23 protein-coding genes and 1 pseudogene are annotated in these 24,839 nt (G+C 62.8%); 8 read left to right on the top strand and 16 right to left on the bottom strand.

Features of this window, described 5'->3' with window-relative positions:
* Positions 1-334: 334 nt before the first annotated feature.
* From KF708C_RS34260 to KF708C_RS01605, 4 genes are all read right to left on the bottom strand, one after another.
* Positions 335-907 carry a Fur family transcriptional regulator gene (locus KF708C_RS34260; RefSeq protein WP_082079396.1) on the bottom strand — a complete coding sequence of 191 codons (573 nt, stop codon included), beginning with the start codon at positions 905-907 and terminating at the stop codon, positions 335-337.
* Between the two features lie 104 nt (positions 908-1,011).
* Complete coding sequence (locus KF708C_RS01615; protein ID WP_059410604.1) at positions 1,012-2,454, bottom strand: efflux transporter outer membrane subunit; 1,443 nt, start codon at positions 2,452-2,454, stop codon at positions 1,012-1,014.
* A 25-nt stretch (positions 2,455-2,479) separates the two neighbouring features.
* On the bottom strand, positions 2,480-5,572 hold the full coding sequence (locus KF708C_RS01610) for an efflux RND transporter permease subunit (protein WP_059410530.1): 3,093 nt from the start codon (positions 5,570-5,572) through the stop codon (positions 2,480-2,482).
* Positions 5,573-5,584: 12 nt separating this feature from the next.
* Positions 5,585-6,715 carry an efflux RND transporter periplasmic adaptor subunit gene (locus KF708C_RS01605; protein WP_059410529.1) on the bottom strand — a complete coding sequence of 377 codons (1,131 nt, stop codon included), beginning with the start codon at positions 6,713-6,715 and terminating at the stop codon, positions 5,585-5,587.
* A 390-nt stretch (positions 6,716-7,105) separates the two neighbouring features.
* On the opposite strand from KF708C_RS01605, the gene KF708C_RS01600 reads away from it, so the two are divergent.
* The 4 genes and pseudogenes from KF708C_RS01600 to KF708C_RS34255 form a co-directional block, all read left to right on the top strand.
* Entirely contained in the window at positions 7,106-7,522 is a 417-nt protein-coding gene (locus KF708C_RS01600) for a hypothetical protein (protein WP_059410603.1), read from the top strand.
* The gene (locus KF708C_RS01595) at positions 7,515-7,913 is read left to right on the top strand and encodes a hypothetical protein (RefSeq protein ID WP_231586357.1); all 399 of its coding nucleotides are present in this window, start codon (positions 7,515-7,517) and stop codon (positions 7,911-7,913) included. The genes KF708C_RS01600 and KF708C_RS01595 overlap by 8 nt, the downstream gene beginning before the upstream one ends.
* An 18-nt stretch (positions 7,914-7,931) precedes the next feature.
* A complete protein-coding gene (locus KF708C_RS01590) occupies positions 7,932-8,696 on the top strand; it encodes a siderophore-interacting protein (protein WP_082079395.1) in 765 nt (254 codons plus the stop codon).
* Between the two features lie 83 nt (positions 8,697-8,779).
* Positions 8,780-8,914: pseudogene (locus tag KF708C_RS34255) on the top strand (M24 family metallopeptidase); the annotation flags it as partial.
* A gap of 3 nt (positions 8,915-8,917) precedes the next feature.
* Here KF708C_RS34255 and KF708C_RS01585 read toward each other — a convergent pair.
* The 5 genes from KF708C_RS01585 to parA form a co-directional block, all read right to left on the bottom strand.
* A complete protein-coding gene (locus KF708C_RS01585; RefSeq protein ID WP_059410526.1) occupies positions 8,918-10,879 on the bottom strand; it encodes a relaxase/mobilization nuclease and DUF3363 domain-containing protein in 1,962 nt (653 codons plus the stop codon).
* Positions 10,880-11,327: 448 nt separating this feature from the next.
* A complete protein-coding gene (locus KF708C_RS34245; protein ID WP_082079408.1) occupies positions 11,328-11,915 on the bottom strand; it encodes a S26 family signal peptidase in 588 nt (195 codons plus the stop codon).
* Positions 11,912-12,457 (bottom strand): DUF2840 domain-containing protein, encoded by a 546-nt coding sequence (locus tag KF708C_RS01580; protein ID WP_059410525.1) that lies wholly within the window; start codon positions 12,455-12,457, stop codon positions 11,912-11,914. The genes KF708C_RS34245 and KF708C_RS01580 overlap by 4 nt, the downstream gene beginning before the upstream one ends.
* Positions 12,454-12,705 (bottom strand): hypothetical protein, encoded by a 252-nt coding sequence (locus KF708C_RS01575; RefSeq protein WP_059410602.1) that lies wholly within the window; start codon positions 12,703-12,705, stop codon positions 12,454-12,456. Before KF708C_RS01575 ends, KF708C_RS01580 begins: the two co-directional genes overlap by 4 nt.
* Complete coding sequence (gene parA, locus KF708C_RS01570; RefSeq protein WP_059410524.1) at positions 12,702-13,340, bottom strand: ParA family partition ATPase; 639 nt, start codon at positions 13,338-13,340, stop codon at positions 12,702-12,704. The genes KF708C_RS01575 and parA overlap by 4 nt, the downstream gene beginning before the upstream one ends.
* On the opposite strand from parA, the gene KF708C_RS36865 reads away from it, so the two are divergent.
* Positions 13,339-13,467 (top strand): hypothetical protein, encoded by a 129-nt coding sequence (locus KF708C_RS36865; RefSeq protein WP_269432132.1) that lies wholly within the window; start codon positions 13,339-13,341, stop codon positions 13,465-13,467. The two genes, parA and KF708C_RS36865, sit on opposite strands and share 2 nt — an antisense overlap.
* A gap of 162 nt (positions 13,468-13,629) precedes the next feature.
* Here the strand turns inward: KF708C_RS36865 and KF708C_RS01565 are convergent, their stop codons facing one another.
* The 4 genes from KF708C_RS01565 to KF708C_RS01550 form a co-directional block, all read right to left on the bottom strand.
* Positions 13,630-14,403 carry a replication initiator protein A gene (locus KF708C_RS01565; RefSeq protein WP_231586361.1) on the bottom strand — a complete coding sequence of 258 codons (774 nt, stop codon included), beginning with the start codon at positions 14,401-14,403 and terminating at the stop codon, positions 13,630-13,632.
* A gap of 86 nt (positions 14,404-14,489) precedes the next feature.
* The gene (locus KF708C_RS01560) at positions 14,490-14,771 is read right to left on the bottom strand and encodes a helix-turn-helix transcriptional regulator (protein WP_059410522.1); all 282 of its coding nucleotides are present in this window, start codon (positions 14,769-14,771) and stop codon (positions 14,490-14,492) included.
* A 125-nt stretch (positions 14,772-14,896) separates the two neighbouring features.
* A complete protein-coding gene (locus KF708C_RS01555; RefSeq protein WP_059410521.1) occupies positions 14,897-15,652 on the bottom strand; it encodes a DUF2285 domain-containing protein in 756 nt (251 codons plus the stop codon).
* A 365-nt stretch (positions 15,653-16,017) separates the two neighbouring features.
* Positions 16,018-16,368: a DUF2958 domain-containing protein gene (locus KF708C_RS01550; protein WP_059410520.1), complete on the bottom strand. Its 351-nt coding sequence runs from the start codon at positions 16,366-16,368 to the stop codon at positions 16,018-16,020.
* 318 nt (positions 16,369-16,686) lie between these two features.
* Here KF708C_RS01550 and KF708C_RS01545 point away from each other — a divergent pair, with 318 nt between their 5' ends.
* On the top strand, positions 16,687-16,980 hold the full coding sequence (locus tag KF708C_RS01545; protein WP_082079407.1) for a helix-turn-helix domain-containing protein: 294 nt from the start codon (positions 16,687-16,689) through the stop codon (positions 16,978-16,980).
* A 65-nt stretch (positions 16,981-17,045) separates the two neighbouring features.
* Here the strand turns inward: KF708C_RS01545 and KF708C_RS01540 are convergent, their stop codons facing one another.
* The 3 genes from KF708C_RS01540 to KF708C_RS01530 form a co-directional block, all read right to left on the bottom strand.
* The gene (locus KF708C_RS01540; protein ID WP_026437459.1) at positions 17,046-17,360 is read right to left on the bottom strand and encodes a DUF736 domain-containing protein; all 315 of its coding nucleotides are present in this window, start codon (positions 17,358-17,360) and stop codon (positions 17,046-17,048) included.
* Between the two features lie 755 nt (positions 17,361-18,115).
* A complete protein-coding gene (locus tag KF708C_RS01535) occupies positions 18,116-20,158 on the bottom strand; it encodes a ParB N-terminal domain-containing protein (RefSeq protein WP_059410519.1) in 2,043 nt (680 codons plus the stop codon).
* An 80-nt stretch (positions 20,159-20,238) separates the two neighbouring features.
* Positions 20,239-21,063: a DUF932 domain-containing protein gene (locus KF708C_RS01530; protein WP_059410518.1), complete on the bottom strand. Its 825-nt coding sequence runs from the start codon at positions 21,061-21,063 to the stop codon at positions 20,239-20,241.
* Positions 21,064-21,766: 703 nt separating this feature from the next.
* On the opposite strand from KF708C_RS01530, the gene KF708C_RS01525 reads away from it, so the two are divergent.
* Positions 21,767-23,905, top strand: a complete 2,139-nt coding sequence (locus KF708C_RS01525) for an ATP-dependent nuclease (RefSeq protein WP_059410517.1) — start codon at positions 21,767-21,769, stop codon at positions 23,903-23,905.
* Positions 23,906-23,958: 53 nt separating this feature from the next.
* Positions 23,959-24,839: UvrD-helicase domain-containing protein (locus tag KF708C_RS01520; protein ID WP_231586356.1), on the top strand; the 881-nt coding region annotated here is incomplete at its 3' end.

The raw sequence follows: 24,839 nt of genomic DNA, 5'->3' as shown, positions 1-24,839 counted from the left end.
CATTCAGAATTGTGGGGCGCTTGTCACAATGGCGCATTAACCAGTTCGGCCAAGTTATTGCCCATTTAGGCCAGCGGAAGACGCCCGGTGGCCCCTGAGACCTTGGCGCGCGGCAGGACAGCACCCGTGGAATGCCCGGTGGAGCCGTTTTGAGAAAGGAGCGCGCGCCGCGTTGGCGGAGAGTTCACGCCACGCTTGGTGTCGGGGCATCTATTCGGATTCGCCCCGATCGCGGACGTTGTGGTTGTGCCAGTCTTTTGGTTGTTCGAGCCTTACGCGACCACGGCATACCTTGTGTTTGCCGTGGTGGTACTGGTGCGAGTGGGGTGAATCGCTATCGATCACCTTTGCGGAGTGACTGGCATCCTGTACAGGTCATGGTGATGGTGAAAGCGGGCTCCTTGTCGAGGTCGAAGCCTTCCTCGCCTGCTAGCAGCCGGAGATGCTCGCGCAACGCCGGGTTTTCGATGAAAACCAACCGTGCGCCGCAGTGGCAACGCAGGGTGTCATAGGGAAGGTTTTTTCTGTCAGGCTTGAGGGCATAGAGGGCGCGGCCACGTTCGCCTTCCGTGCGAATCAGCAACCCTGCAGTCCATAAATCATTCAGCGCTCGATAGATCACAGCCGGTGAAATGTTCTCGAACTGTGGGCTGAGGATACGATACATCTGAGTGGCGTCGAGGCAGCGGGGCCTGGCCTTCTCCAGTGCGTCCAGGACACTGATACGTGCGATTGTTGGCCGTAGGTGGCTCGCCGCCAAGCGTTGTTCATGGGGCGACTTCGGGGCATTGGTCTCGGAACTGGCTGAGGCGACGATGTGCTTCATGCGTTTGGATGACGGACTGCGCTTGTTGCCGAATGAGGCGATCAGATCAATGATTCGAGGGGGGCCGTCGTGCGGGGCCATATCCGTGCTCCTTCGCTATGCCAGCGCACTGGTTGTTCTGACAACGTGATGTGGCATGGCTAATGGTGGTGTTGGGGCACCGGCGGGCCGGTGCCCCCCGGGAGTCACTGCGTGCTGGCCTGTTCCCACCCCCCGCCCAGCGCCTTGAACACACTGACGCGTGCGGAGCCAACGCGTTGGTCAGCAGCGGCCACCTGCGATTTCGCGTCGATCAGGCTGGTTTGCGCCACGATCACATCGAGGTAGCTGATGGAGCCTGCGCGGTAACGCTGGTCTGCCAGACGGAAGGCATTCTCAGCCCGGGTGCGCGCTTCAATCAGAGCATCGCGTTGCTGCATCGCTGCGCCATAGGCACTCAACGATTGCTCGGACTCTTTCAGAGCATTCAGCACGGTGCCATCGAAGCTGGCCAGCGATGCCGCGTTTTGCGCCTTCGCCTGCGCGATACGACTGCGCGCCACCATCATGTTGGGGAAGGTCCACGAAATCAGTGGCCCAAAGGAGAAGGACAAGGTGCGATTGCCTTTCAGGTAGTCGTTGCGCAGGTAGTTGCCCGAGGCACCCAGCGAGACGCGCGGATAGAGGTCCGCCACGGCCACGCCGATGCGTGCGGTGTCGGCCGCCAGTTGGCGTTCAGCCTGGCGCACGTCGGGGCGGCGGCGCAGCAATGCGGTGCCGTCGCCGACCGGCAGTGCGCCCGTGATCTCCGGTGCCGTGGTGCAGGCTCGCGCTGACTCCGGCACCTGCGATGGGGTTCGCCCCATCAACGCGGCCAGCTCGAACAGCGCGGCGTCCCGTTGGCCTTGCAGCGGCGGCAAGGCGGCCTGGGCCTGGGCCAGTGTGCCGCCGGCCCGCTCCACGTCCAGACGCGACGCCGAGCCGGCGTGTTCCTGGCTGCCGATGAGGTCTAGGCTACGCTGGGCCAACTCGATGGACGAGCGCGCGACGTCGATGGATTCGCCGTAGGTGCAGGCATCCACATAGGCCCGCGTCGTCTCAGCGACGACGACCACCCGGGCGGCATCGTAGGCGGCTGCCACCGCATCGGTGTCGTCGCGTGTGGCTTCGATGTCTCGCCTGACCCGACCGAACAAATCGAGTTCGTAGGAGACGTCGAGTCCGCCGGTGTAGCTCCGTTGCGTGGGTGCCTGGCCGGTGCCAAACCAAGTGGTCTGATCGCGCCCATAGCCCGCGCCTCCTGACACATTGGTCGAGGGGAAAAGCCCGCCGCGCGCCTCCTTGTAGATGGCCTGCGCGCGGTCGAGATTGGCCAGGGCCACGCGCAGGTTGGTATTGGCCGACAAGGCTTCCTGAACCAGATTGTCGAGTGCGGGATCGTCGTACAGCCTCCACCAGTCCGCCGGCAGCGGTGCTGCGGCGTCCGTGGTGGCCGGCTTGCTGACAAAGGGACCGCCGGCGGTTTCCGGCAAAGCTGGAGCGCGATAGTCGGGGCCGCTGGCGCAGCCGGTGACGAGGGCCGCAATGGCAATGGCCAGGAAGGTGGTACGCCAAGCGGGAAGCATGGCTCGACGTTGAGGAACAGTCATGGCGTCAACGCGAATAGGAAACGACTTAGAGTGCGACATCGGGTGCCTCCGCAGTAGCAAGTTCGCGGGCACGAGGACTTTCCGCCGCCGCCCGGTGATCCTGAGCGATGAAGCTGTAGATGGTGGGCAGCACGAACAGCGTGAAGAAGGTGCCGACCAGCATGCCCATCACCACCACGATGCCGATGGAGTAGCGGCTGGCCGAGCCCGCGCCGTCGGCGAACAGCAGCGGCACCAGGCCGGCGACCATCGCGGCGGTGGTCATCAGGACGGGACGCATACGCACCGCCGCGGCCTTCTCGATGGCTTCGATGCGGCTCAGGTTCTCGTGGTGCTGGATGTGGTTGGCAAACGTGACCATCAGGATGCCGTGCTTGGAAATCAAACCAATCAGCGTCACCAGCCCGATCTGCGTGTAGATGTTGAGCGTGGCAAAACCCAGCCACAGCGGCACCAGCGCGCCGCAGACCGCCAGCGGCACCGTTACCAGGATCACCAGCGGATCACGCAGGCTCTCGAACTGCGCGGCCAGTACCAGGAAGATCACCACCAGAGCGAAGCAGAACGACACCAGCAGGCGGTTGCCTTCCTGTACGAACTGGCGGCTGTCGCTGAGCCAGTCCACGCTGGTTCCAGGCGGTAGCGGCTGCGCCTGTAGGAACTTCACCGCTTCGCCCATGCTTACGCCCGGTGCCGGCAGCATTTCCAGCGTGGCCGAGTTCATCTGGCCGAACTGGGTGAGCTGGTTGGCCTGCGGACGCATTTCGACGCGGGTCACGGTCGATAGCGGCACCAGTGCGCCGGACGTCGCCTTGACATAGAAGCGGCCAAGGTCTTGCGGCGTCATGCGTTCGCTGCCGCGTACCTGCGGGATCACGTCGTAAGAGCGGTCGTGGAAGTTGAAGCGATTGACGTAGTTCTCGCCGACCAGCACCGCCAAGGTATCGGCGACCGACTGCATGGTCACGCCCATTTCGCTGGCCTTGGCATTGTCGATGCTGATGTGCGCCTGCGGGCTGTCGTAGGACAGGTCGTTCTGCACGTAGAGGAACAACCCGCTGGCATAGGCGGCCGTCTTGATCTTCTCGCCGGTCTCGTACAGCGTCTTGAAGTCATCGGGCGAGCGCAGCACCATTTGCACCGGCAGGCCACCGCTGGAACCCGGCAATGGAGGCATCTGCACGGCCGTGACGGTTTCTCCGTCGATGGCACCGCCAGCAGCCTGGATCTGACCTTGGATTTCGGTGGCCGAACGCTTGCGCTCGGACCAGTCCTTGAGGATCGCCCCGCCGAGCATCTGGTTCTGGCCACCGGCGATACCGGCGATGTGCATGAAGCTGCTGTCGAACTCAGGGATCGACTCGAATATCTTCTCGATCTGCTCGGCATAACGGGCGGTGTAGCCCACGCCCGCGTACTGTGGCGCCTTGGTGACGACCAGGACGATACCTTGGTCTTCCATCGGCGCCAGTTCGTGACGGGTGCCGGAAAACAGCACCACGATGGCGGCCAACACAACGGCACCGACCAACAACACTGCGCCGCGAGCGGCCAGCGTGTGAGCCAACAGGCGTCCATAGATCGCTGTCAGACCCTCCATATAGTGTTCAACCGCCTTTGCCAGCCGTCCTTCGCTTTGCTTGCCGCTGAGCAGCATCGAACTCATCACCGGCGAAAGCGTCAACGCGACCACACCCGAAACAAGAACCGAGCCGGCCAGCGTAAAGGCGAACTCCTTGAACAGCGCGCCGGTCAGGCCACCCATCATGCCGATGGGCGCATAGACTGCCGCCAGCGTAATGGTCATGGCGATCACCGGCCCGACGATCTCGCGTGCGCCCAGCAAGGCGGCGCGTACCGGCGTCAAGCCTTCCTCGATATGGCGATGGATGTTCTCCACCACCACGATGGCATCGTCCACCACCAGGCCGATCGCCAGCACCATCGCCAGCAGCGTCAGCAGGTTGATCGAGAAGCCACAGGCCAGCATCAGTGCCGCGGTTCCAACCAGCGACAGTGGAATGGTGACGACCGGGATGATGACTGCGCGGAAGGTACCGAGGAACAGGAAGATCACCACGATGACGATCACGATGGCTTCGACCAGCGTGTGCTTGACCTCCTCGATGGAAGCGTTCACGAAGGTGGCCACGTCGTAGTTGGGTGCCACCGTGAGTCCAGGCGGCGCCATCTCACGAATCTTGGGAATCAGCTCCTTGGCCTGCTTGACGATGTCGATTGGATTGCCGTCGGGTGCGGGCTGGATACCGATGAAGATCGCCGGCTTGCCGGTAGCGAACGCGGCGTTGTTGTAGTTCTGGCCGCCAATCTCCACCGTGGCCACGTCGGACAGTCGCACCACGCCGCCCTCGGGGCTGGACTTGATGACCATCTGGCGGAAGTCATCGACACCGCGAAGGTCGGTGGCGGCGCTGATGTTGGTGACGGTCAGCGAACTCTTGAGCTGGCCCGGCGCGGCCTGCACGTTGTTGGCGCGCAGTGCGGCCGCAATCTCGCCGGCCGACAGCCCATGCGCGGCCAGCCGCACCGGGTCGATCCAGATACGCATCGCCAGCGTCTGCCCGCCCATGATGTCAGCCGAAGCGACGCCGGGGATGCCGGTGAACAGCGGCTGCGCCACGCGGGTGGCAAAGTCTGTTACCTGCGGGATCGACAACGTGTCGCTGTAGAAGGCGACGTACTGCACGGCGGTGCCGCCTTCGGTGGACTTGCTGATGACCGGATCGGTCACGCCAGTCGGCAACTGGTACTTGACCTGCTGCACCTTGGCGAGGATTTCTGTCATCGCACGGTCGGCATTGGCGTTGAGCACCAGCCGCGCCTTGATCTCGCTCTTGCCTTGCGTGGTGGTCGAACTGAGGTATTCGATGCCGCTGGCCGTGGCGATGGACTGCGCGATCGGCGTGGTCACGAAGCCCTGCATCACGTCCTGGGTCGCGCCCGGAAGCGTGGTGCTTACCGTGATGGTGGCGTTTTCGAGATAGGGATACTGCCGCACGGGCAACAGGAACACAGCCGTAGCGCCCATCAGCAGGATCAGCAAGCTGACGACCAGCGCCAGAATGGGTCGGCGAATGAAGATGTCGGTGAAACGCATGGTGTCGTCTCCTTACCGCGCGCTGGCGGTGGAGGACGCAACGGCCGGGGCCGCAGGCGTCGCGGTGCTGATTTTCACGGTCGCACCAGGCGGTAGCCGGTTCTGGCCCGCTGTCACCACGATGTCGCCGGACTTGACGCCTTGCGTCACCACGACTTCTTCGCCGAGCCGGCGGCCGGTGACGACCGGCACGGCGACCGCTTTGCCGATCCCCTGCGCATCGGCACCTTGCACGAGCACCACGCTGTCACCGGAGGCCGAGGTCTGGATCGCCGTCAGCGGCAACACAATGGCGTCGGTCGTGGCTGGCAACGTCAGCCGCGCCGTCGCGTACATGCCGGACTTCAACAGCCGGTCGGTATTGGGCAACAGCGCCTGCACAGCGACGTTGCGGGTTTCGCCGTCGATGCGTGGCTCGATGGTGCTGACCTTGGCGGTGAATACCTGGCCCGGTGTGGCATCCACTGTTACCTGCACCGGCGCGCCCGGCGTCAGTTTGGGCAAGTCCTGCTGGGGCAGCGTGAAGTTGACGTAGAGCGGGTCGAGCTGGGTCAACGTAGCGATCGCATCGCCGGCGTTGAGGTACTGGCCGGGATTGATGCGCCGGATGCCGAGCTGGCCGGAGAACGGCGCACGGATGGCCTTCTGCTGGATGCGCGCATCCAGTTGCCGAACCGCCGCAACAGCTTGGGCGGCTTCCGCTTTGTGTTGTTCGAGCATTTCGCGCGGCTCGGCGCCGGTGGGTGCCAGTTCCTGCGAACGCTTGAGCTGCAACTGTGCGAAATCGGCCTTGGCTGCGGCGGAGGCGCGATCCGCCTGTTCGGGGGCGTCGTAGAGTTGAACCAGGACCGTTCCTTCCTTCACGAACTGTCCTGCCTCGAAGTTGATGGCGGTCACGCGCCCGGACGTGTCGGGAGCCAACAGCACTTCACGTACCGCTTGCAAGCTGCCGACTGCCTGTAGTTCGTCGGCCACGCTGCGGGGGGCTGCGCGCAGCGTCGAGACGGGCATCGGCGGCATGGCCTGATGGTCTGCGCCGCCGCTGCGGGTGGTGCGCCAGGCATACAGCAGGCCGAAGACCACGACGAGGCTGATGACGCTGATGACGATGGGTTTTGCACGGGAGGTAACGGCGGTGCTCATGCGGTCCTCCCGCCGACAACGGGGATCGGGGTGGTGCGTGACCGGCTGTGCGTGGCCGATCCGCCAAGGCAAAGTGAGTGCATGGGGGTATTTCCTCGGGAAGAACGGAGTGCTCGTTCGGTCGGCCAAGCACGCTGGTGAGGCATGGCAGACCACGATGAAGCGCAGCCTACCCGCGCGGGCACGTCTCCACATTGCGAAAGCGGGTCAATTTATTTCGCAATACGGCCAGACGACTCAAAGGCCTCACATTTGGCCGAAATGAATAACAATATGGCCAGACTTCGCCATCAAGCCGAGTCAGCCTATTGTTAAATGAGGCATCTAAATGCAAATGGATATTGTTTGGTAATGACGTCTTCTCTCACGACAGAGGTAAAAGCTCCGATCATGAACAGCCAACAAAACAAGATCGCCTTGTTCTGGTTGACCACAGCCGTCGGCGCCGTGCTATTTGTGACGCTGCAGTCGTTCTCCTACGTCAACGACTATGTTGTGGCGCACGGTGCGATGCCGGCGATTACGTTCGATGCCAGCGCGTTATGGATGATTTCCGCGTTCTATGGCGCATGGATCGTCACGGTCCTACTCGCCTTGATCGGAACCGCCGGGGCTCAATGGGCGGCACTGATTCTTGGCAGCCTGATGGTCATCCTGAATACCCTCGCAGGGGTCTTCGATGGGATCAGGGATGGAGGGCATATCGCCTTTTCGGCGGTGTTCTTCATCGCGCTTCCCGGCGCGTGCGCCATCGTGGCCTCCTGGCGTCACATCAAAAACAAAGGAGCGCGTGATGTCGATGAATAGCTCGAACTTTCCTTTCGTCTGGATGAGCTTTTCGCAAGAGCCAGGGCATGACTCTGAGAAGGATTTCGAGGAATTCGAGGCCAACCTGAAGCGCGGCGAGCCGTTCGTTATCCTGAGCGATTCGGCTCCGGCCGAAGACCACGAGCACACACCGGAAGAAAAGAAACGCACTTCGCTCTGGATGAAGAAGCACAAGACGGAGCTGCGCAAGCTGGTTCTGGCGATGGTTCTGGTCGAGCCCAGCCCGGCCAAGCGCCTGGGCTTCAAGGCATTTTCGGTCGTCTTCGCCAAGTTCTGGGGCTACCCCCTGATTCTTGCCCCGTCACGCGATGAAGCAATGGACATTGCAAAAAGACTGCTGCCCGGGCGCGCCACGTCATCCGCGTTGTAGCCCGCTACGCACCTGCCATTGATCATCGAGCACGACGATATGTCATCCGAACGTCCCCCTTACCAACTGCATCCCGTGACGGTCAAACGCTGCCAACGGGTTTCCCCGCACATGAAGCGCATCACCATCGACGGCAGTTGTCTGTCGACACTGCGGCTGGGGCTGCCAGCCCAATGGTTCAAGCTTTTCGTTCCTCTGGGGGACGACCAGCGCAGTAACGGGCGCGCTTACACGGTGCGTAGCTTTGATCAGGCGACGCAGGAACTCGACATCGACCTCTTCCTGCACGGCGACAGCGGCCCCGTGTCCGCCTGGGCCGAGCGCGCCCAAGTGGGCGACGGGTTCGAGATCAGCGACGTGCATCCGCGCAGCGGCTTCTCCATCGATCCCGCCACAGAGCACTACCTGTTGTTCGGTGACGAGACGGCGTTGCCCGCGATCGGTGCGATCCTGGAGGCACTACCGGCGCACGCCAAGGCGCACGTTTTCGCTGAAGTAGCCACCCCGGCCGAGCGGCAAGAGCTGGCCAGTCCGGCCGCGTTGTCCGCGACCTGGTTGTTCCGCGAAGACAACGCCCGAGCGTCTGCAATGCCGCTGGAGGCCGCCGCCAGGTCGGCGCAGATTCCGGCAGGTGTCACGGCGATCTGGGTTGCGGCCGAATCTACTGAGGTCGCCGCCATCCGCAAGCTGCTGCTCAAGGAGCGCGGCATCGACCGTGCCAATTTGCATGCCACAGGCTATTGGAAGCGCGGCGAGGCCGATCACCGTGACGAAGAGGCTTGAGCCATCCAGAACCACGCAGAAGATATAAAAATGGGCAAGCGCAGTTTCATCAAATCACCAAACGGTTTGTACCTCCGTCAACCAATGTGATTTGCCACGGCATCCCTTCTACGCAGAAGGTCTTGAAAAAAGGCGACATCGTCAACATCGACATGGCGATCATCAAGGATGGCCGGTTCGGCGACACCAGCCGCATGTATTTCGCCGGCGATCCCAACACGTCACCCTATTGACTGTCCGCGTTGCTGCCCAATGTCCCATGACACCCTGCCGCTGCGGACCGTCGCCGCAAGTTGCTGTCCTAACTGCGGTTCGATCACCAGCTTCCACGGTACTAGGCTGAACCCCATACCGTCATCGAGCATCGCGTAGCGCCCGCTGGCAAGCATGACACTGCGCCGGTAGATGCCGACCACGCGCTGCCCGTCGCCCACGGGCCGATGTTCCAGCCCGGTTTCGGCGGCAATGTCCTTCGCGGCCTGTGTCAGATCTCGCCCGCGCAGCGTCGCCAGCAGGTTGCGCGCGAGGACGACGCGCTGCCCGCGATGCTCGGCCAATCCCTGCTCGGCCAGGAAATCGGCGCGCTGGCGAAGCGCGTCCTTGACCTCGGCTCCAAAGCCCAAATCGCCCAGCCCCTTGCCGCCACCGATCAACTGCTGATCGAGCCAGGTAGCGCCGATCACGCGCGCCTGCCGTTCGATCGGCAGGTGCGATTTCAGCTCCACCGCCACATCGCCGCCGAGGCGCCGCGCGTCGTACTGGCGGCCTCGCTCGGCCAGGTCGCCGGGGATGCGCCAGACGCCTTCTGCCTCGCGTTCCACAATGCTGGCGCGGCGCAGTGCTTCGAGCCGCCGGACGTGCGCGGCCACCACCTCGCGCGGATCGCGGTCGGACGTGGCCTGACCTTGGGCGACGGCTAGGTGATGATCGGTGCGGTACACGCCATCGACGGCCAGCGCGGCGATGTTGCGGTCGGCGGCGCGCACGTCAGCGGCACCTTTTACCTCCACCACGGCGCCGGTCGGATACTGCTCCAGCTCTGACCTCTGCGGCAGCGCGACATAGTGCGCCTTGCCGTCCGTGCCATCGACGATCAGATAACCCTTGTCGTACAGCTCATCGGCCAGCCCTTTGCCGGCGACGCGGCCGACGATGGTACGACCATCTGCGCCCGGCTGGAACACGGCCAGCTCGCGCCGCTTACCGCTCATGGCCCGCTGCATCGTGCGGATGATGTCACCGCGCTCGCCCATCGCCCGCAGGGTCGGCTCGGCCTCGGCGTGGACGGCCCACGCGCCGAGCTGTTGCTCGGTCGCCAGCCCCATGCGCTGCAAGCATTGCAGGCGGCCGATCAGCGCCTGCCGCTGGCGTTGCAGTCGGGGTTCGGCGAAGCGTTCGACGTGCACCAGGCCATCGTCACCGGCCTCGCGCTGCAAGGTGCGATCCAGGCCCGTCCATCGCTCCTGTTCGACTTCGCGCTGCATGGCGCGCTGCATCTCCAGCTCGGTGCGTGGCCCCAGCCATTCGGTCGCCAACTCCGACGCTCGCCGGCGCATCCCCTCGGCGATGTAGTCGCGAGAAATGATGAGGTCTTTGCTGGTGTCGTCCTTGCCGCGCAGGACGACGTGCGTGTGCGGGTTGTCGGTGTTCCAGTGATCGACGGCCACCCATTCCAGCCGTGTGCCCAGGTCGGCCTCCATGCGCGCCATCAGATGCCGGGTGTAGGTGCGCAGGTCGTCAAGCTGTTCGGCATCCTCCGGCGAGACGATGAAACGGAACTGGTGCCGATCCTCGCGCCCGCGTTCCTCGAAGGTGGTGGTATCCGCCGTGTCGGTCGTCGGGCCGTAGGCGTGACCCGGCCCGCCCTGGCGATCGACGCCTTCGCGCTCGATGTAGCGCAGGTGCGCGGCGGTCGAGCGCGGTCCGGCCTTCGCCAGATTGACCAGCCGCGCCTTGATCGTCACGCGCCGCGCGGTTGCGGTCAGCGAGCGCCCAGCGAAGCGCGCCGCGACATGGCCGCGACCAAGCCGGGAACCGGGCCGCTGGCCGACCTTGCCGGCCGCCTTGCCGAGCTTCGCGCCAGCCTTGTTGGCCTGCCGCAGCACCTTGTTGATGTAGGCATCGCCGCGCTGTTTCGGCGCACCAGGACGAACGCGGAAGTAGTCATCGTCGCGCTGGCTCATGGTGTGGCTCCATCCAAGACCGGCGCAGTCCAGCGGACGAAGCACGCGGTTTCGCCAAAGCCGATGCGGCATGGTGCACCTTCGCGGCACGCTGCCGCCCCTGAGCGCGTGCCGCGCTCCCCCCATGTGCAGACACGGTTTTCAAGCGGCCATGTGCCGCGACCTTTTATCTTGCCTTCCGCCTTTGCCCCTCGCTTTCGCTCTGGGCCTCGGCGTCCCGGCGGCGCTGCGCTGCCTGCAGCCAGCCCGCCGGCGAACGCGGCCACAGCCACAGGCCGGGCGCGTTCGAGGCAAGACGCCTGCACATGGGAAGGTGGCGCCGGATGTTGCGCGAAGTGCGGCGCAAATGCGCCCGCACTGCACCCGCGACGACACGGTGGCGACCAGCGGGACGACACGCCGGATGACACGATGAGATGCACGAGAACGTGCAGCGAATCGGCGGCCATCATGGGCGTGTCTCCAGCCAGACCGGATGCGCAAGACCGATCACCGTAGAAGCCGAAATCGGCCCAAAGTAGCGGCTGTCGAACGATGCCGGGTTGGTCACGCTCAACAGAAACAATTCGCCAGGTTCAAGGCGGCGGCACTGCTGCCAGGATGGCAGCGGGCGGCCCAGCCGGTCGGCCGGTAGCGCGGCGGCCGCAGGCACGCCGTCGATGCGAACGACACCGCCAGCGATGCACACCTCCTGCGGTGATATGGCGCCCACTCGCTTGAGCAGCGGAACGCGCGTCCGTAGGTAGCCGCGCTGCGCAGCGAGTGCGGCAGCTTCCGCCGGCAGTGGGACAAGCACGATGCTGTCCACGGACAACGGATGTGGCAGCGAGGCGGCCCGATGGCCGAACGGTTCGATGCGATACCAGCCGACCGCGACACTGTCGGACGGGTTGTAGGTCAGACGCGGTAGCGGAGACACGAACGCGGCCCAGGCCAGCGCAGCGAGGCCGGCAGCGGCGAAGCCCGTCAGCGCGATGCGAGCGCGCAAGCGCGAACGAGGATGCGGTGCGATGCTGGATGTGGAAAGCGTCGTCATGGCAATGCCCTCCCGGCCAGCCAAGCCGCGTGTCGCTCGGCGGTGTATTCGGGTAGCGGCAAGCGCGCAGCGAGCCGGTTGCCGAGCGTGCGCCAGTACGCGGGCGACACGTCGGCTGGCGCGATGCCCAGCGCCTCGATGGCGTCGAGCTGCGCAAACACGGCGCGGACGGCGGGTTCCCCTTCGGCATGCAGCAGCAACCGCGCGCCGGGCAACACGCCGGGGATGCGCTGCGCCGCATCCAGCGACGTGCAAGCCTGCATCACCATGAGTTCCCAACGGGTCGTGCCGTAGTCATTGGCCTGCCACCGGATGCGGCAAAACACGGCCCCCGACAAGAACACCGCGACACGGCGCCAGTGGTCAAGCCGGACGATGCGTGACGGTTCGCCAAAGCGCAAATAGAGGTCGATGCGCCGCTCGACGTAGGCGAGCGATACGCGGGTCAACGGTACGGTGCCGGCCCGTCTGGCGAGCATCGCGAGCGAAGGCGGATTTGTGTTGGTCGTGGCGGCCGTGACCGCCGAAGGTTGTACGTTCATTGGGAGTTCTCCGGAAACTCGCGTTCCAGCAGTGCGCGCAGCAGTTCGGCCACCGTCACGCCACGCGTGAAGGCGGACACCTTGATGCGCGCCCGCATGGCGGGCGTGATGTCGAGGGTCAGGCGCGCGGTATAGAGGTCGCCCTTTTGCAAAGCGTCGGCGTTGCCCTGGCGAATCCACGCCTCAGCGTGGGGATTCGCTGGCGGACGTGCGCCGATGCCGATGCGTTTGCCGCGCGTATTCGTCATGTCGGCCACCGCAGCAGTTCGTCGGTGAGTGCGGCGATCTCACGCGCAGCGGCGCTCTCGGGCGCCGTCTCGCGTGCGAGCCGTCCGGCAGCCACGCTATCGGCGAAGACGATGCGTTGATGCACTTCCGAGCGCAGTGCTGGCAGCGGTTGTTCGGCCAGCGACTGCCGCGCCTCCCGGCCGATGATGGTGGTGCTGACGCGCCGGTTGATGACGAAGGCCGCGCGCAGCGCAGGTCGGAACACTTGCGCTTCGCGTATCAACGCCACCATCTCGGCGCTGGCCCACAGGTCGTAGGGACTGGGCTGCACCGGGATCAGCACGCGCTCGGCCGCCAGCAGCGCAGAGCGCGCCAAGGCGGCGATACGAGGTGGTCCGTCAATGATGACGTGATCGGCCCGCCTGGCGAGTTCTGGGGCCTCCTGGTGCAGCGTTTCGCGTGCCAGGCCCACGGCGCTAAACAGCCTGGGCAGACCTTGCTGACTTCTGCGCTGTGTCCAGTCCAGCGATGAGCCCTGCGGATCGGCATCCAGCAGGATGACCGATTGCCCGCGCGTCGCCAGTTCGCCCGCGATGTGCGTGGCGAGCGTGGTCTTGCCCACGCCGCCTTTCTGATTGAGCAAGGCAACGATCATGGCGCGGCCCTCCGATCTGGAAAGCCAGCCTGTTTTTGCCCTGAAAACCGGGGTTGTTTTTTCTTTCGGAGTTGCTTTGGTTTTTGCGTTTCGGCAGTTGTCCACCGAAACGGCGCGCTTCTACTAAAAGTTAGAGAATTTAAGTTAGGTAAGTTAAGGGGCGTCGAAACCCGCGCCGTTATTGGCTTTGCGGGCGATTCGTACTCCTGATAGCACGATAGCCGTACTCCCGATAGCACGATACCCGTTACTCCTGATAGCACGAGCCCGTCCACAGGTTGTCCCGCAGTTATCCCCGTGCCGTGAACGGCACGGGCCGGAAGATCAATAGCTCTGTTCGATCGCCTGGCATCCGTTCGATGCCCAGGACGTAGCCCGGCAGCGATTGCCGCGCCACCAAAGCGCGTAAGTCGTAGGCGAAGTCCGAGAACCGCGTGCTGCTGCCAGACTTGCGATACAGGTGTCGGAAGTCGAACTGCCAGCCAGCCTCCTGTCTGCCGCCATGCTTGCGCACCAAGCGGTAGAGCCATCGCTCGATGCCGCCAGTGAGTCGGAAGTACGCCGGGTCGATGGTGAGTACCAGTGCCGCATCGAGCACGCCCGCATAGAACCAGTCCGGCAGGATCAGCTCGATGCCCAGCGGCGTGCCGCGGGCGTCGGCCAACTCTTTCCACTCGTTGATCCAAGAAAAGCGGTGCAGCCGTCGTCCTGTCGTCTCTCGGATGGACGTGGCCACCGTGGTCGACTGCAAGCGATCCAGCGCGGCCTTGAGACGCTGGTAGTCGCGCAGCGACGTTCCGCGCCCGATGAAGCGCAGGATCTCGTAGGGCGTTGCTTGCATCAGGCGCGATGGGCGAATGCCCGCATCGCGCGCTTCCACGATTTGCGAAGCGGCCCAGATCAGGATGTCCGCATCCCAGATGGTGGCGATGCCGTGCTCCAGTGTCCCTTCCACGCGTATCGTGACGTTGCCGCTGCGGAAGTCGATCGGCGCCGTGCGCCGCGATTTCGCCAGCGAGAAGAACGGAAAGGCCATCAGGTCCTGGCTGTCGCGCGGCGCCATGTCGCCCGGCAAGGCGCGGAACAGATCGAGCTGTTCCCGCTCCTGCGATGGGTTGGACAGGGCGATGGCCACCGGCGAGCCACCGATCAGCGCGCACGGCTGTCGGCCGAGTGGTGCTCGGCGTATTCTGGGTCGGATGTGGTTTCGTAGCTGCGCTGGTCGGCCCAGGCATCAAGGTCGGCCACCGCGTACATGACACGCCGGCCGAACTTGCGGAACTTCGGGCCATTGCCGATCACGCGCCGTTTCTCCAGCGTGCGCGGCGAGAGGCGCAGATAGTCGGCGGCCTCGTCGTTGGTGAGATAGCGTTGTGGCTGCGCGGGCGTGGCGGCGGCAGCGGCGGCAGGTCGCAAGGGAGCGGGTCGCATGGTGAGAACCTCCATCGGTCAGGAACGCCCGGCCACACAACGCGACCGGATGGAGGCAGTCTCAAGAAAGAGGTGCGGAGCGCAGAGGGTCGTTTTGCAGTGCAGGCACAGCGACCCTCCGCAGGTCATTCGAGCTGTGCCAGGCGGCGATAGCCGCCGCGCATCAGCAATCGGCCGCGCTGCACCAAGCGGCGCACGCGCGAACGCAGGCCACCGTCGGCGTACCAGCCGCTGGCCACGGCTTCGGTGCCGAACAGCCCAGCGGCTGTTTCGCGCAAGGACGCGCCCGCCAAGGTCGCGTCGAGTGCCTGGAGCGTGTGCAACTCCAGCAGCGCGGCGGGCGTGGGCCGGGAGCGGGCCGCTGCCGCAGGCGCGGTTTCCGCTACTGCGGCTAGGGTGTCCAGTTCGGCCGCCATCGTGCGGTAGCGCGCGCAGGGCGCAGCGCACGCGCGGACGGCATACAGATAGGCCATGCCATCGGTCAGGCCCGGTGCCAGTGCGAGCCGCACGCAGCAGCCGGGCCATCGTGCCACCAGCACCAAGCGCTTGCCGTCGTGGATCAGATGCTTGTGGCCCGGGATGCGCCAGAACTCGAACGCGTCGGCATCGGGTGGCGGGTCGGCGTCCGGGTAGAGCTGGAGCACGGCGTCATGGTCGGGGAACCAGGCTGGATGCGCGTCGCGCGCATCCAGCGCCGGGTCTTCCAGCAGGCGCAACCCCCAGGGGTGCGCCGCTTCCGGCCGATGGCGACGGCGCAGCCAGTCGCGCCGGTAGTCGGGGTGGCGGCGCAGATACTCCCAGGCCAGCGCGAGCCCGTCCAGGTGCAGCACGTAGAGATACGCGGCGGTTGGATACCAGAAATCGGCGCTTCGATCAGCCATGACGCGACCTCCTGTTCAACAGGAACGTCGCCACGACCTCGGGCGCGAATAGCTACGGCATCAAGACATCAAAGCGCCATCAGGAATGGCGTAACTTAAGCTGTAGAGAGAGTGTCAAGACCGATTAGCTCCGAAACCTTGCTCGGGTCGTCCGAGTGCGACGGCCGCGCATCCCGGAAATGGGGCGCGGCACTGACACCGTGCCGCAGCCCGCGACACACATCATGTCTTTCTAGGTCAAGCCGCACACTCTTGGTGCAAGAGTGCCGATTCAGACCCCAGCCGTCTTGAGTCAGACTGAGAAAGACACAATGCGCTGCAACGGCCTGTCTCTGGATGGCCCGCCGCAGGGAGCCGGTGGTTCGTCAGTCGGGGATCGAACCATCGCACTGCGCCAGATGGGCGTATTCCGATAACGGCCGCGAGGCGCGGAAATACAGGTCACGCAGGATGGGTCGCTGCTGCGGCTCGACGACGCCCGTCAAGTCGGACAGCTTGACCGTCCCCAGTGCGGGCATACCGATGCCGAGGTCGATCAGTCCCCACGCGGTGTCGCCATCGGCTGGGTCGAGCGCGGCCAGCAGCCAGGTCGCATGCGCATCGGGCGTGAACAGTCGAACCACCGGCAGTGGGTCGATGCTCTGGCCGGCGGCGCGCGCCGCGCCGTTGGCGAGCAGTCGGGCGCGTTCGTCGGCGGTGGTGAGCGGCTGGGTCATGGGCGGGAATCCCACGTATCTGCGAATGCACGAACACGCTTTTCTGGCGAAGCACGGAACAGCCAAGCCGGATATGCGCTTTCGTGCGCAAGCACGGATGCGCAAACTCTCGAATCCGTACATGCACAGAAACGCAGACGCGGAATTGTGGATGTCAGGAAAGGCACGAATGCGGCTCCCCGGTTCTGGCGAAATCCTCAGAGGCGGATTTCCTTAAAGGCACAAATACGGAAAACAACAACACCAATTGAACACTATAGATTGTAGCCCTATAGGGCGCAATGGGTTGTCATCTTGGTTTTATAGGGAAAACCATTGGTGGCGGCAAAAAACTCATTGGCAACGGCAATACGGACAGCCAGAAAAGCGCGCGGCTTGAGCCAGGAAGCGTTTTCTGACGTGTCGAGCCGAACCTATATGAGTTCACTGGAACGCGACCTGAAAAGTCCGACTCTGCACAAACTGACCGAGCTGTGCGAGGTCATGGAAGTGCATCCGCTCACGCTGTTGACGCTGGCCTATGCCGGCGACAGTCCGCACAAGGCCGATCAGCTTCTGGCACAGGTGCGCCAAGAGCTGGAGGCAATTTTGAAGAAGCGCGACGCGCCGTAGGCGCGCGGTGCTGCCACTAGCAGCACTGCGCCCCGCCGCAATGGGCGGGGCGCTGGTGGCGGCCGTCAGGCCGCTTGAGGCTTGCTGCGCGACCAGATCAGGTCGTGCGTGCCGTCCTCGCCTTCGATCAGGCGGGCATAGACCGTTGCCGGGAACGAAGGATCGTCCAGGGTCACGGACAGGTAATCCCGTCCGGCTTCGCTGGTCTTCTTCCACGCCGCGCCGATGTCGTGGCTTGCCGCCTGCAGGCGGAAGTCGGGGGCGTTCTCGTTGTTGCCCTTGTCGTTGGGAACCAGCTTGACCTTGACGTTGAGCGTCAGGGTGCGGAGTGTGCCGGTGAAACCGTCTTTGTCTGCGGTGAAGGTGCCGATGTTAGCCATGATGATTTTCCTTTCGGGTTGAACAAGATCGCGCCAGTGCGTCCTTGTTGTGATCCGGTCGGCGAGGGATGGGCGGGTCGCACCGCGCAGCGGTCGCAACATCGTGGAGAACCTGGAAGCGCAAAGAATTTGTCCCGCGAGGAAGCCGCGCAGCGGCGGGGAAATTGTTTGCGCTGGAAGGTTGCGGCCATGAAGCCCAAGGCGCAGCCGTGCCCTCGCCAGGATTCACAACAGACCAAAGACGCACAGGCCGACCGCTCCCGAAAGGAGACATGGCCGACTCGACATCCCCGCGTGATGGCTTCACTGGCTTGTGCCCTGATGCGGCAAGGCCAATACCCAGCGACAAGGCGGGAGCGCCCCTGCCGCAGCTTGCGGCCCCGTGCTTGAGGCTGGCGTGGAAGTCCATAAGCAAGGCCGGGTGCGTGTGTCGGTGAACCGTCCTTCGTGACGTACAGGCGACGAACCGCCAGCGTCGTGGACGGCAGGCTTTTGCACAACCTGCCGCAGCAAGCCGGGGCGTAGCCCCACATGCTCCGCCCATTGCGGCTGGGCGTCATCGAAACCTTGCCCGCATCGGCGGGCACCGATCGCCGTACCGCGTGCAAGGCACTTGTGCGCCCGCCACGTCGCCGCCTGGTTGAAGGCGGCGACGTGGCGGTTTTGCTTTGGATGTTGAAACCGGGTGCGGCAGACATGCCGCGCCCGGTTCGAGTGAAAGCCCCGGCGCAGTGCGCCGGGGTGATGCGGCTACCTCACGCGGCCAGCGCGTGCGCTTCCACCTCGTCGTCGGCATCTTCCGGCGCATCCACGTCCTGCGCGCCTTCCTGCGGCTCTGTGTCGTGTCCGCTCTTGAACACGGCGGGCATCCAGCCCGTACCATCGGCCAGCCGTTCGGCCTCGCTGGCAATGTCGGCCTTCTTCAACTTCGCCAGTCGGGTAGCCTGCGACGGCGCGAACTCACTCACGGCTTCCAGAATCGCGGCTTTCGGCACATGCTGGAAATACCCGTCTGCCGTGGGCTGCCACCATGCGGCCATGTCCAGCCCCACAGCCTGCGCCAGTTCCGCGCCGGGTTGGCGCTGCGTGGCGCGGGGCGTCACCACGTCCACGGTGGACGCCACGCACACGGCCAGCAGCCGCACCAGATCGTCTTGCGGCCTCGCCAGCAGCACTGCGAACAGTTCGGCGCTGTCCTGCGGCAAGACTTCGCCTGCCACCTGCTGCAACTCGCGCAACGCCACGGCGGCGGGTGAATCCGGTATGTCCGGGGCCATGCCTTCCAGCCGGTCTTGCACTTTCAGGCTAACGCCCAGCGGCAGGTCGTGGCCGTAGCGGCGTTCCTGCAAGACCGTCTGCACCATGCCATGCACCACGGCAGCCAGCGCGGCTTGCGGATGCCGGGAGACTTCGATTTGCAGCGCTGCGGTGCGGTGAGCGCTCAACCGCTGCGCCAGCCGGTCGGACATGGCGGCGGTCTTGGGCTGCGTGTCGTCCTCGCCTGCGTCGTCGTTCCCGGCTTCGCTTTCCACGCTGCCGAAACCTTGCCGCAGTCGTTCCAACGTGCGCAGTGCCTTGGCTTCGGCTTCGCGCAGCAGACCGCGATGAATCACGGCCTCGCCATTGCGGTCGATGGTGACGATGGCACCGGCTGTGGCCTTCGTGTTCGCGCCGTAGTTCTGCAAGCCATCTTCCAGCGCCTGCAACTGCTCGCCCAGGCGTTCGCCTTCCTCCTGCAAGGCGTCGGCCTTTTCTTCGTCTTCGGCGTCCAGCGCGGCGTCCACGGCTTCGGCCAGTTCGTGCAGCTTGGCTTGCAGCTTCTCGATGCGCTGCGCTTCGCGCTTGCTCGGGGTGCGGCGTTCCTGCGGGGCGTGCTGGAATGCATGCAGGTCGGCGTGGGTCACGGCGGGCGTGGCATCCACCCATGCCCAGCCTTCGGTCTTCACTTCGGCGGCGATACCGGCCAGCTTGTCCTGCGCCAACCGTTCCAGCAGTGCGGCATCGGTCAGATATACGCCCGCGTCACCTTCCGCGAACAAGTCGCGGCGAATGCCGCCGCCTTCCTGCTCGTAGGCGTCCAGCCCGACGAACCGCACCAGCGGATGCCGGTAGGCGTCGATTTCGCGTTCGGTCAGGCGGTCACGCAAATTATGCGGGCTGCGCTGCCACGTTGGCGCATCGTAGAACGCGGCCTCCTGCGCGGTGTGGTCGTCGGTGATGGCAAGGGCCATCAACTGATCGAGCGTCACGGCATCGGCGCGGTAGTCGGCCAGCAGGCGCGGCGAGACGTTGGCGAGTTTCAGGCGGCGATGCACCACCAGCGGGGACACGCTGAAATCGGCGGCAATGTCCTCGATCGGTCGGCCTTCTGCCACCAGCGCGGCGAATGCCTCGAACTGGTCTGCGGGGTGCATGGCTTCGCGCTGCACGTTCTCGGTGAGGCTGGCCGTGCGTGCGGTGCCATCGGCTACCAGCAGGCAAGGAACCTCCCACTCTTTGCTGATACGGCGCTTCTTCGCCAGCAGCTTCAACGCGGCCAGCCTGCGGCCACCGGCCACGACTTCGTAATGCTCGCCATCGGCGGCGGCAATGACGATGAGGTTCTGCAGCAGGCCGACGCGCTGGATACTCGCGGCGAGTTCGGGAATCGACATGCGCGGGGTCTTGCGCACGTTGCGGCCAGTGGGGCGCGACACCAGCCTCGACAGCGGAACCAGAATCAGGTTCTTGGTCGGGTCAGCAGCTTCCAGCGCGGGGGATTGGACGGCGCGGGCTTCGGTTTGGGTAACGGCGTTCATGGTGATAACTCCTATCGGTTCAGGGATGCAGCAACGAGAGAAGCGGCAAGGGCTGCTGCCTGCCCCTACCGCGTGGGGATTCAGGCTTTGAGCTGGCGCAGGCCATCGGCCAGCAGCCAGAGCGCGCGATTCAGTCGGATGTTCTGGTCGATGCCCTGCACCGCACGGGTCTGCTGGCGGCGTCCGTTGGCGCTGTGCCCGCGCAGACCGCCTTGGGTCAGGTTTTCTTGCGTGCGGTTGAACACGCTCCACAAGTCCGGGCGGCGGTCGTCGAAGCGGCGCGGCATCAGGATTTGGCTTTCCGTGATGGGCGCGGGTTTGCCTTCGTCGTACTTCAACGCGAGCGCGGCGCGGGCGAACACTTCGGATTCGCCATCGTTCAAGGTGATGGCGCGCATGGAATCGCGGGATTCCTTCACCCGGTCGAAACCGCTCAAGACTTCGTAAGCGCCTTCAATGACGTGTTCGGCTACGTTGCCTTTGTGGGGCACGCGCACGTCCGCCACCGTGTCGCCGCAGACAAGGCCATTGCTGCACACAAACCGGAACATCCCGGCCAGCATCTGATAGCTGCTCGTGCCGTCATGCGAATTCAGAAGCACGATTTCATTGGCTTCCGCGCCGTTGATCTGGCTGGCGTGGCGCAGGCGCAGCATGTGTTTGGTGTAGTCGCGGCGGTCGTCGTGGCGCACGCGGGTTTGCGCTGCCATGAAGGGTTCAAACCCTTCCTTGCGCAGTTCTGCCAGCACGGCGGCGGTGGGGATGTAGGCGTACCGTTCGGACCGGCTTTCGTGCGGGGCGTCCGCGAAGATGGACGGGGCCACGCGGCGGATTTGGTCGTCGGACAGCGGGTAATCGCTGCGCAGCGTCGGGGAATGGGAAGCGAAACGGGATGCGAGTTGCATGGTCTTTCTCCTGACAAAGAAGGGTTGGCTGTTCAAACCGCACACCGGATTCCAAGATTTGGAGCCCAGCCTTTCGGCTGTTCGGTGCGGTCGGCACGAAGAACCCGGTTGGCCTCGTTGCCACCGTCTTTCCTGAGTTCATCGCCCGCGACGGAAGGGAGCCCGTGGACGGGGGCCGTCAAGGAGACAAGCGCAGGGTTGGTGCGGCCCGCAGCGCAGCGAGGACACGGCCCTGCGCGCCTTGACGGCACACGGCCGCGGGCTACAGTCGCGAGCAAGGTGATGAGGTCAGGAAAGATGGCTGGACAGGCAACGTCCGTCCCTTTGTGCCGACTGCACGCAAGCGAAGCGCGCAGGCCCGACGCTGGAAGCCGGGCCGTAGGCGTCAGCGATGGAAGCCCGAAGGGGGCGAGACTCGCGCAGCGAGGCTCGATGCGAAGCACGAGAGCGCGCCCGGCCATGCCTTCCCGGCCGGGGGACGCCCATTTCTCAAGTTACTGGAACCTCATACCTTGAGGCAGGCGCAACATGCTGACATCCTCAACGAGAACGATCGCAGATAGACAAATATCGACCAGTTGCGCACCGGTCTTAGACACGTCGTTAAAGTGCCGGAAAGTAGCGGCACCTTGTAAAATGGCAGGTATTCCACGAGGCGGCCGGCACGTGATGTGGCTTCCCTAATAAAAGAACGAGGCCCTCCATGCACATTTCTAAGCTCAGCCTGGTCAACTACAGGAATTTTGCCAATACCAGACTGCTTTTTAAAAAAGGCATCAACACCATCATTGGCGAAAACGGATCGGGCAAAACCAACCTGTTTCGAGCGGTCCGACTGCTGCTTGACGACAACATGATCCGCTCGGCCTTTCGGTTAGATTCGACTGACTTTCATCGAGGCTTGGGGAAGTGGCAAGGGCACTGGATCATCATCAGCCTTGAATTCGAAGACATCTCCGCGGATGAGGCAGTCCAAGCCTTATTCCGACATGGGACGGGTGGCATCGAGGATGATGAAATCGGCAAGGCCACCTATAACCTCATCTTCCGACCCAAAAAAGAGATCAGGCTTCGCCTTTCTCAGTTAGATGATGGCGACCACGCTGGTCTCGCTGCAATTCTTAATCTAGTCAGCCTGGACGACTACGAAACTATTTTTACGGGTCGTAGCGCCGCTGACTTCAATGACGAGGCCTTTTACAAAGAGGTGGTCGGCGACTTCGAGAACGTCAGATTCAACGAAGAAATCGAATTCCCCGCCATCGGCGCCAAGATTCCAAGCGTGTTGTCGGTTTCCAAGGAAATTTCCTTCACTTTCGTTCAGGCGCTGCGAGATGTTGTATCGGAGTTTCACAACAATAGGACCAACCCGCTGCTGTCACTTTTGAAAGGCAAGAGCGGAGATATCGACCCTGTGGCATTCCAAGCGATTACCGATGGAGTGAAAGCACTGAATGACTCTATTGAGGCATTGCCAGATGTCCAAGTAGTCCGGGCCGATATACGAGACACCATTAAGGACGCAGCGGGCGAGGCTTACTCGCCCTCATCGCTTTCGATCAAGTCTGACTTGCCAGACGAAGCTGACAAGCTGTTCCAGTCGCTCAAGCTGTTCGTCGGGGAGTCGGGAGAAGGCCACGAAGGACCTATCCACGAATTGAGCCTAGGCGGGGCAAACCTGATCTTCCTTACGTTGAAGTTGTTGGAATTTAAGTATCAAAAGGCCAAGCAATCGATCGCCAACTTCTTGCTGATCGAAGAGCCCGAAGCGCACATTCACACACATATTCAGAAGACGCTGTTCGACAAACTTCAATACGACGACACACAGATCATCTATTCCACCCATTCGACACATATCTCGGAAGTCAGCAATGTTCAGAACGTGAACATTCTTGGCAGAGAGCGTGATCGATGCGAGGCTTATCAGCCTGCAACGGGTTTGGACCCCGAGGAAATAGGTAATATCCAGCGCTATCTGGATGCGGTACGCAGCAACCTGCTGTTTGCCAAAAGCGTCGTTCTTGTAGAGGGTGATGCCGAAGAAATCCTGATCCCGATTTTGATCAAGAAGGTGCTAGGTGTCAGCCTCGACGAACTCGGCATCAGCTTGATCAACATCCGAAGCACCGGCTTCCAGAACGTCGCGGTTCTGTTCCACGATGATCGAATTCGAAAGCGATGCAGCATCGTCACGGATCTCGACAAGTCCATCATTGACACAGCGCCCGTCGCCGGAGACGCCGAAGGGACGCAGCGGCGCAAGAGAAAGTACCAGGCCTCTCAAGAGAAAGGCGTCGCTAGAAAAGCGCTTCTAGAACAGTTGTTTCAAGACAACCCTTGGGTTTCGCCGTTTTTCTCTCCCCACACATTCGAGGTCGATTTTGTCGCGGCTGGTAATGCTCGCAAGGTGGTGGGCATTCTTCCTGACATCTACACGGACGCGCCAACCATTGCGACAGCCAAGGCAGATCTTGAGTCTGCCGACATTGCGCGGTATGGCCAAAGAGCGCTGACCATGGCGGACAACTATGGTAAGGGGTGGTTTGCCATCCTGCTGGGGAAAAAGGTCGATCCAGAGACGGCTATCCCAGAACACATTTTGGACGCCATCGCTTTCGCGCATCCGATAGTTGCAAAGGAGGTCTGGTTCAACGTACTAAGCTATCGCGTGAATTACATCGATGAGGACGATCTAGTCACTGCGTCGGCGGTTTTCACCGAGTTTAGGGAAAAACTTCTGGCTTTTAGAAGAGGAGAAATCGATTTCGTCGGCATCCGGAACGAGATGCTGGCCACCTTTCCCGATGATCGTATCAACGACGTCCTTAAGGTCTTCTAGCCATGTTTATATGGGACAAAGGTGATCTAAATCCGGAGCAGGAAACTGCCATCTTGGAAGCTGGGAGCGTATTTCTCATTGCCTGTCCCGGTAGCGGGAAGACACGCACGCTGACCTACAAGATTGCCTACGAGCTGTCCAGGCTGGAGTCGAACAAGCAGTTCGTTGTTGCGATCACCTATACGCATCGTGCCGCCGACGAGATTCACGAGCGCATCGAGAGCCTTGGGGTGGACACATCCCGCCTTTGGATAGGAACGATCCATTCTTTTTGTCTGGAATGGATATTGAAGCCATACGGGGTCTATCACGAAGCGTTGGACCGAGGTTTCCGCGTGATCGATCAGTTTGAGCGTGAGAAGATTCTCGAAGCCCTGTGCAAGCCTTATCAGAAGCCAAAGATCACGTTCTGGGATTGCGAGTTCTATTTCACCGAAACCGACTATGTGCTTTCTTGCCCGCAGACATGGAAGCACGACGGCCTGCGTGAAATATTGGGTAGATACTTCGATATTCTTCGGGAAAGTCGGCAAATCGACTTCGAACTCATTCTATTTTATGCCTACCAACTGATTGCGCGTCATCCTGCGATCAGCACCCTCCTGGCGCAGTTGTTTTCTTTCGTACTGGTTGATGAGTATCAGGACACCAAGCGAATCCAATATTCGATCATCGCTGCGATCTTGAAAGCCGGCCAAGGCACGACCAAGACCTTTATTGTCGGCGATCCCAATCAGGCGATTTATCAGTCGCTCGGTGGCTATCCGATTGCGTATGAAGATTTCAAGGCGATGGCTGGCATCGACATTGAGGAACGTGAACTATCAAGGAATTACCGCTCTTCGGAGCGCATCATTGATTACTTCGGAAATTTCAATGTTCATGCAACCGTTATCGAGGCGGCCTCAGATGCAAAGGCTTACCAGAGTCTTAT

Origin of the sequence: Cupriavidus basilensis, assembly GCF_000876015.1 — a bacterium.
In the GTDB taxonomy this organism is placed as follows: domain Bacteria; phylum Pseudomonadota; class Gammaproteobacteria; order Burkholderiales; family Burkholderiaceae; genus Cupriavidus; species Cupriavidus basilensis_B.
The sequence above is the reverse complement of the archived record's forward strand: the minus strand, read 5'-3'. Positions and strand labels throughout refer to the sequence as shown.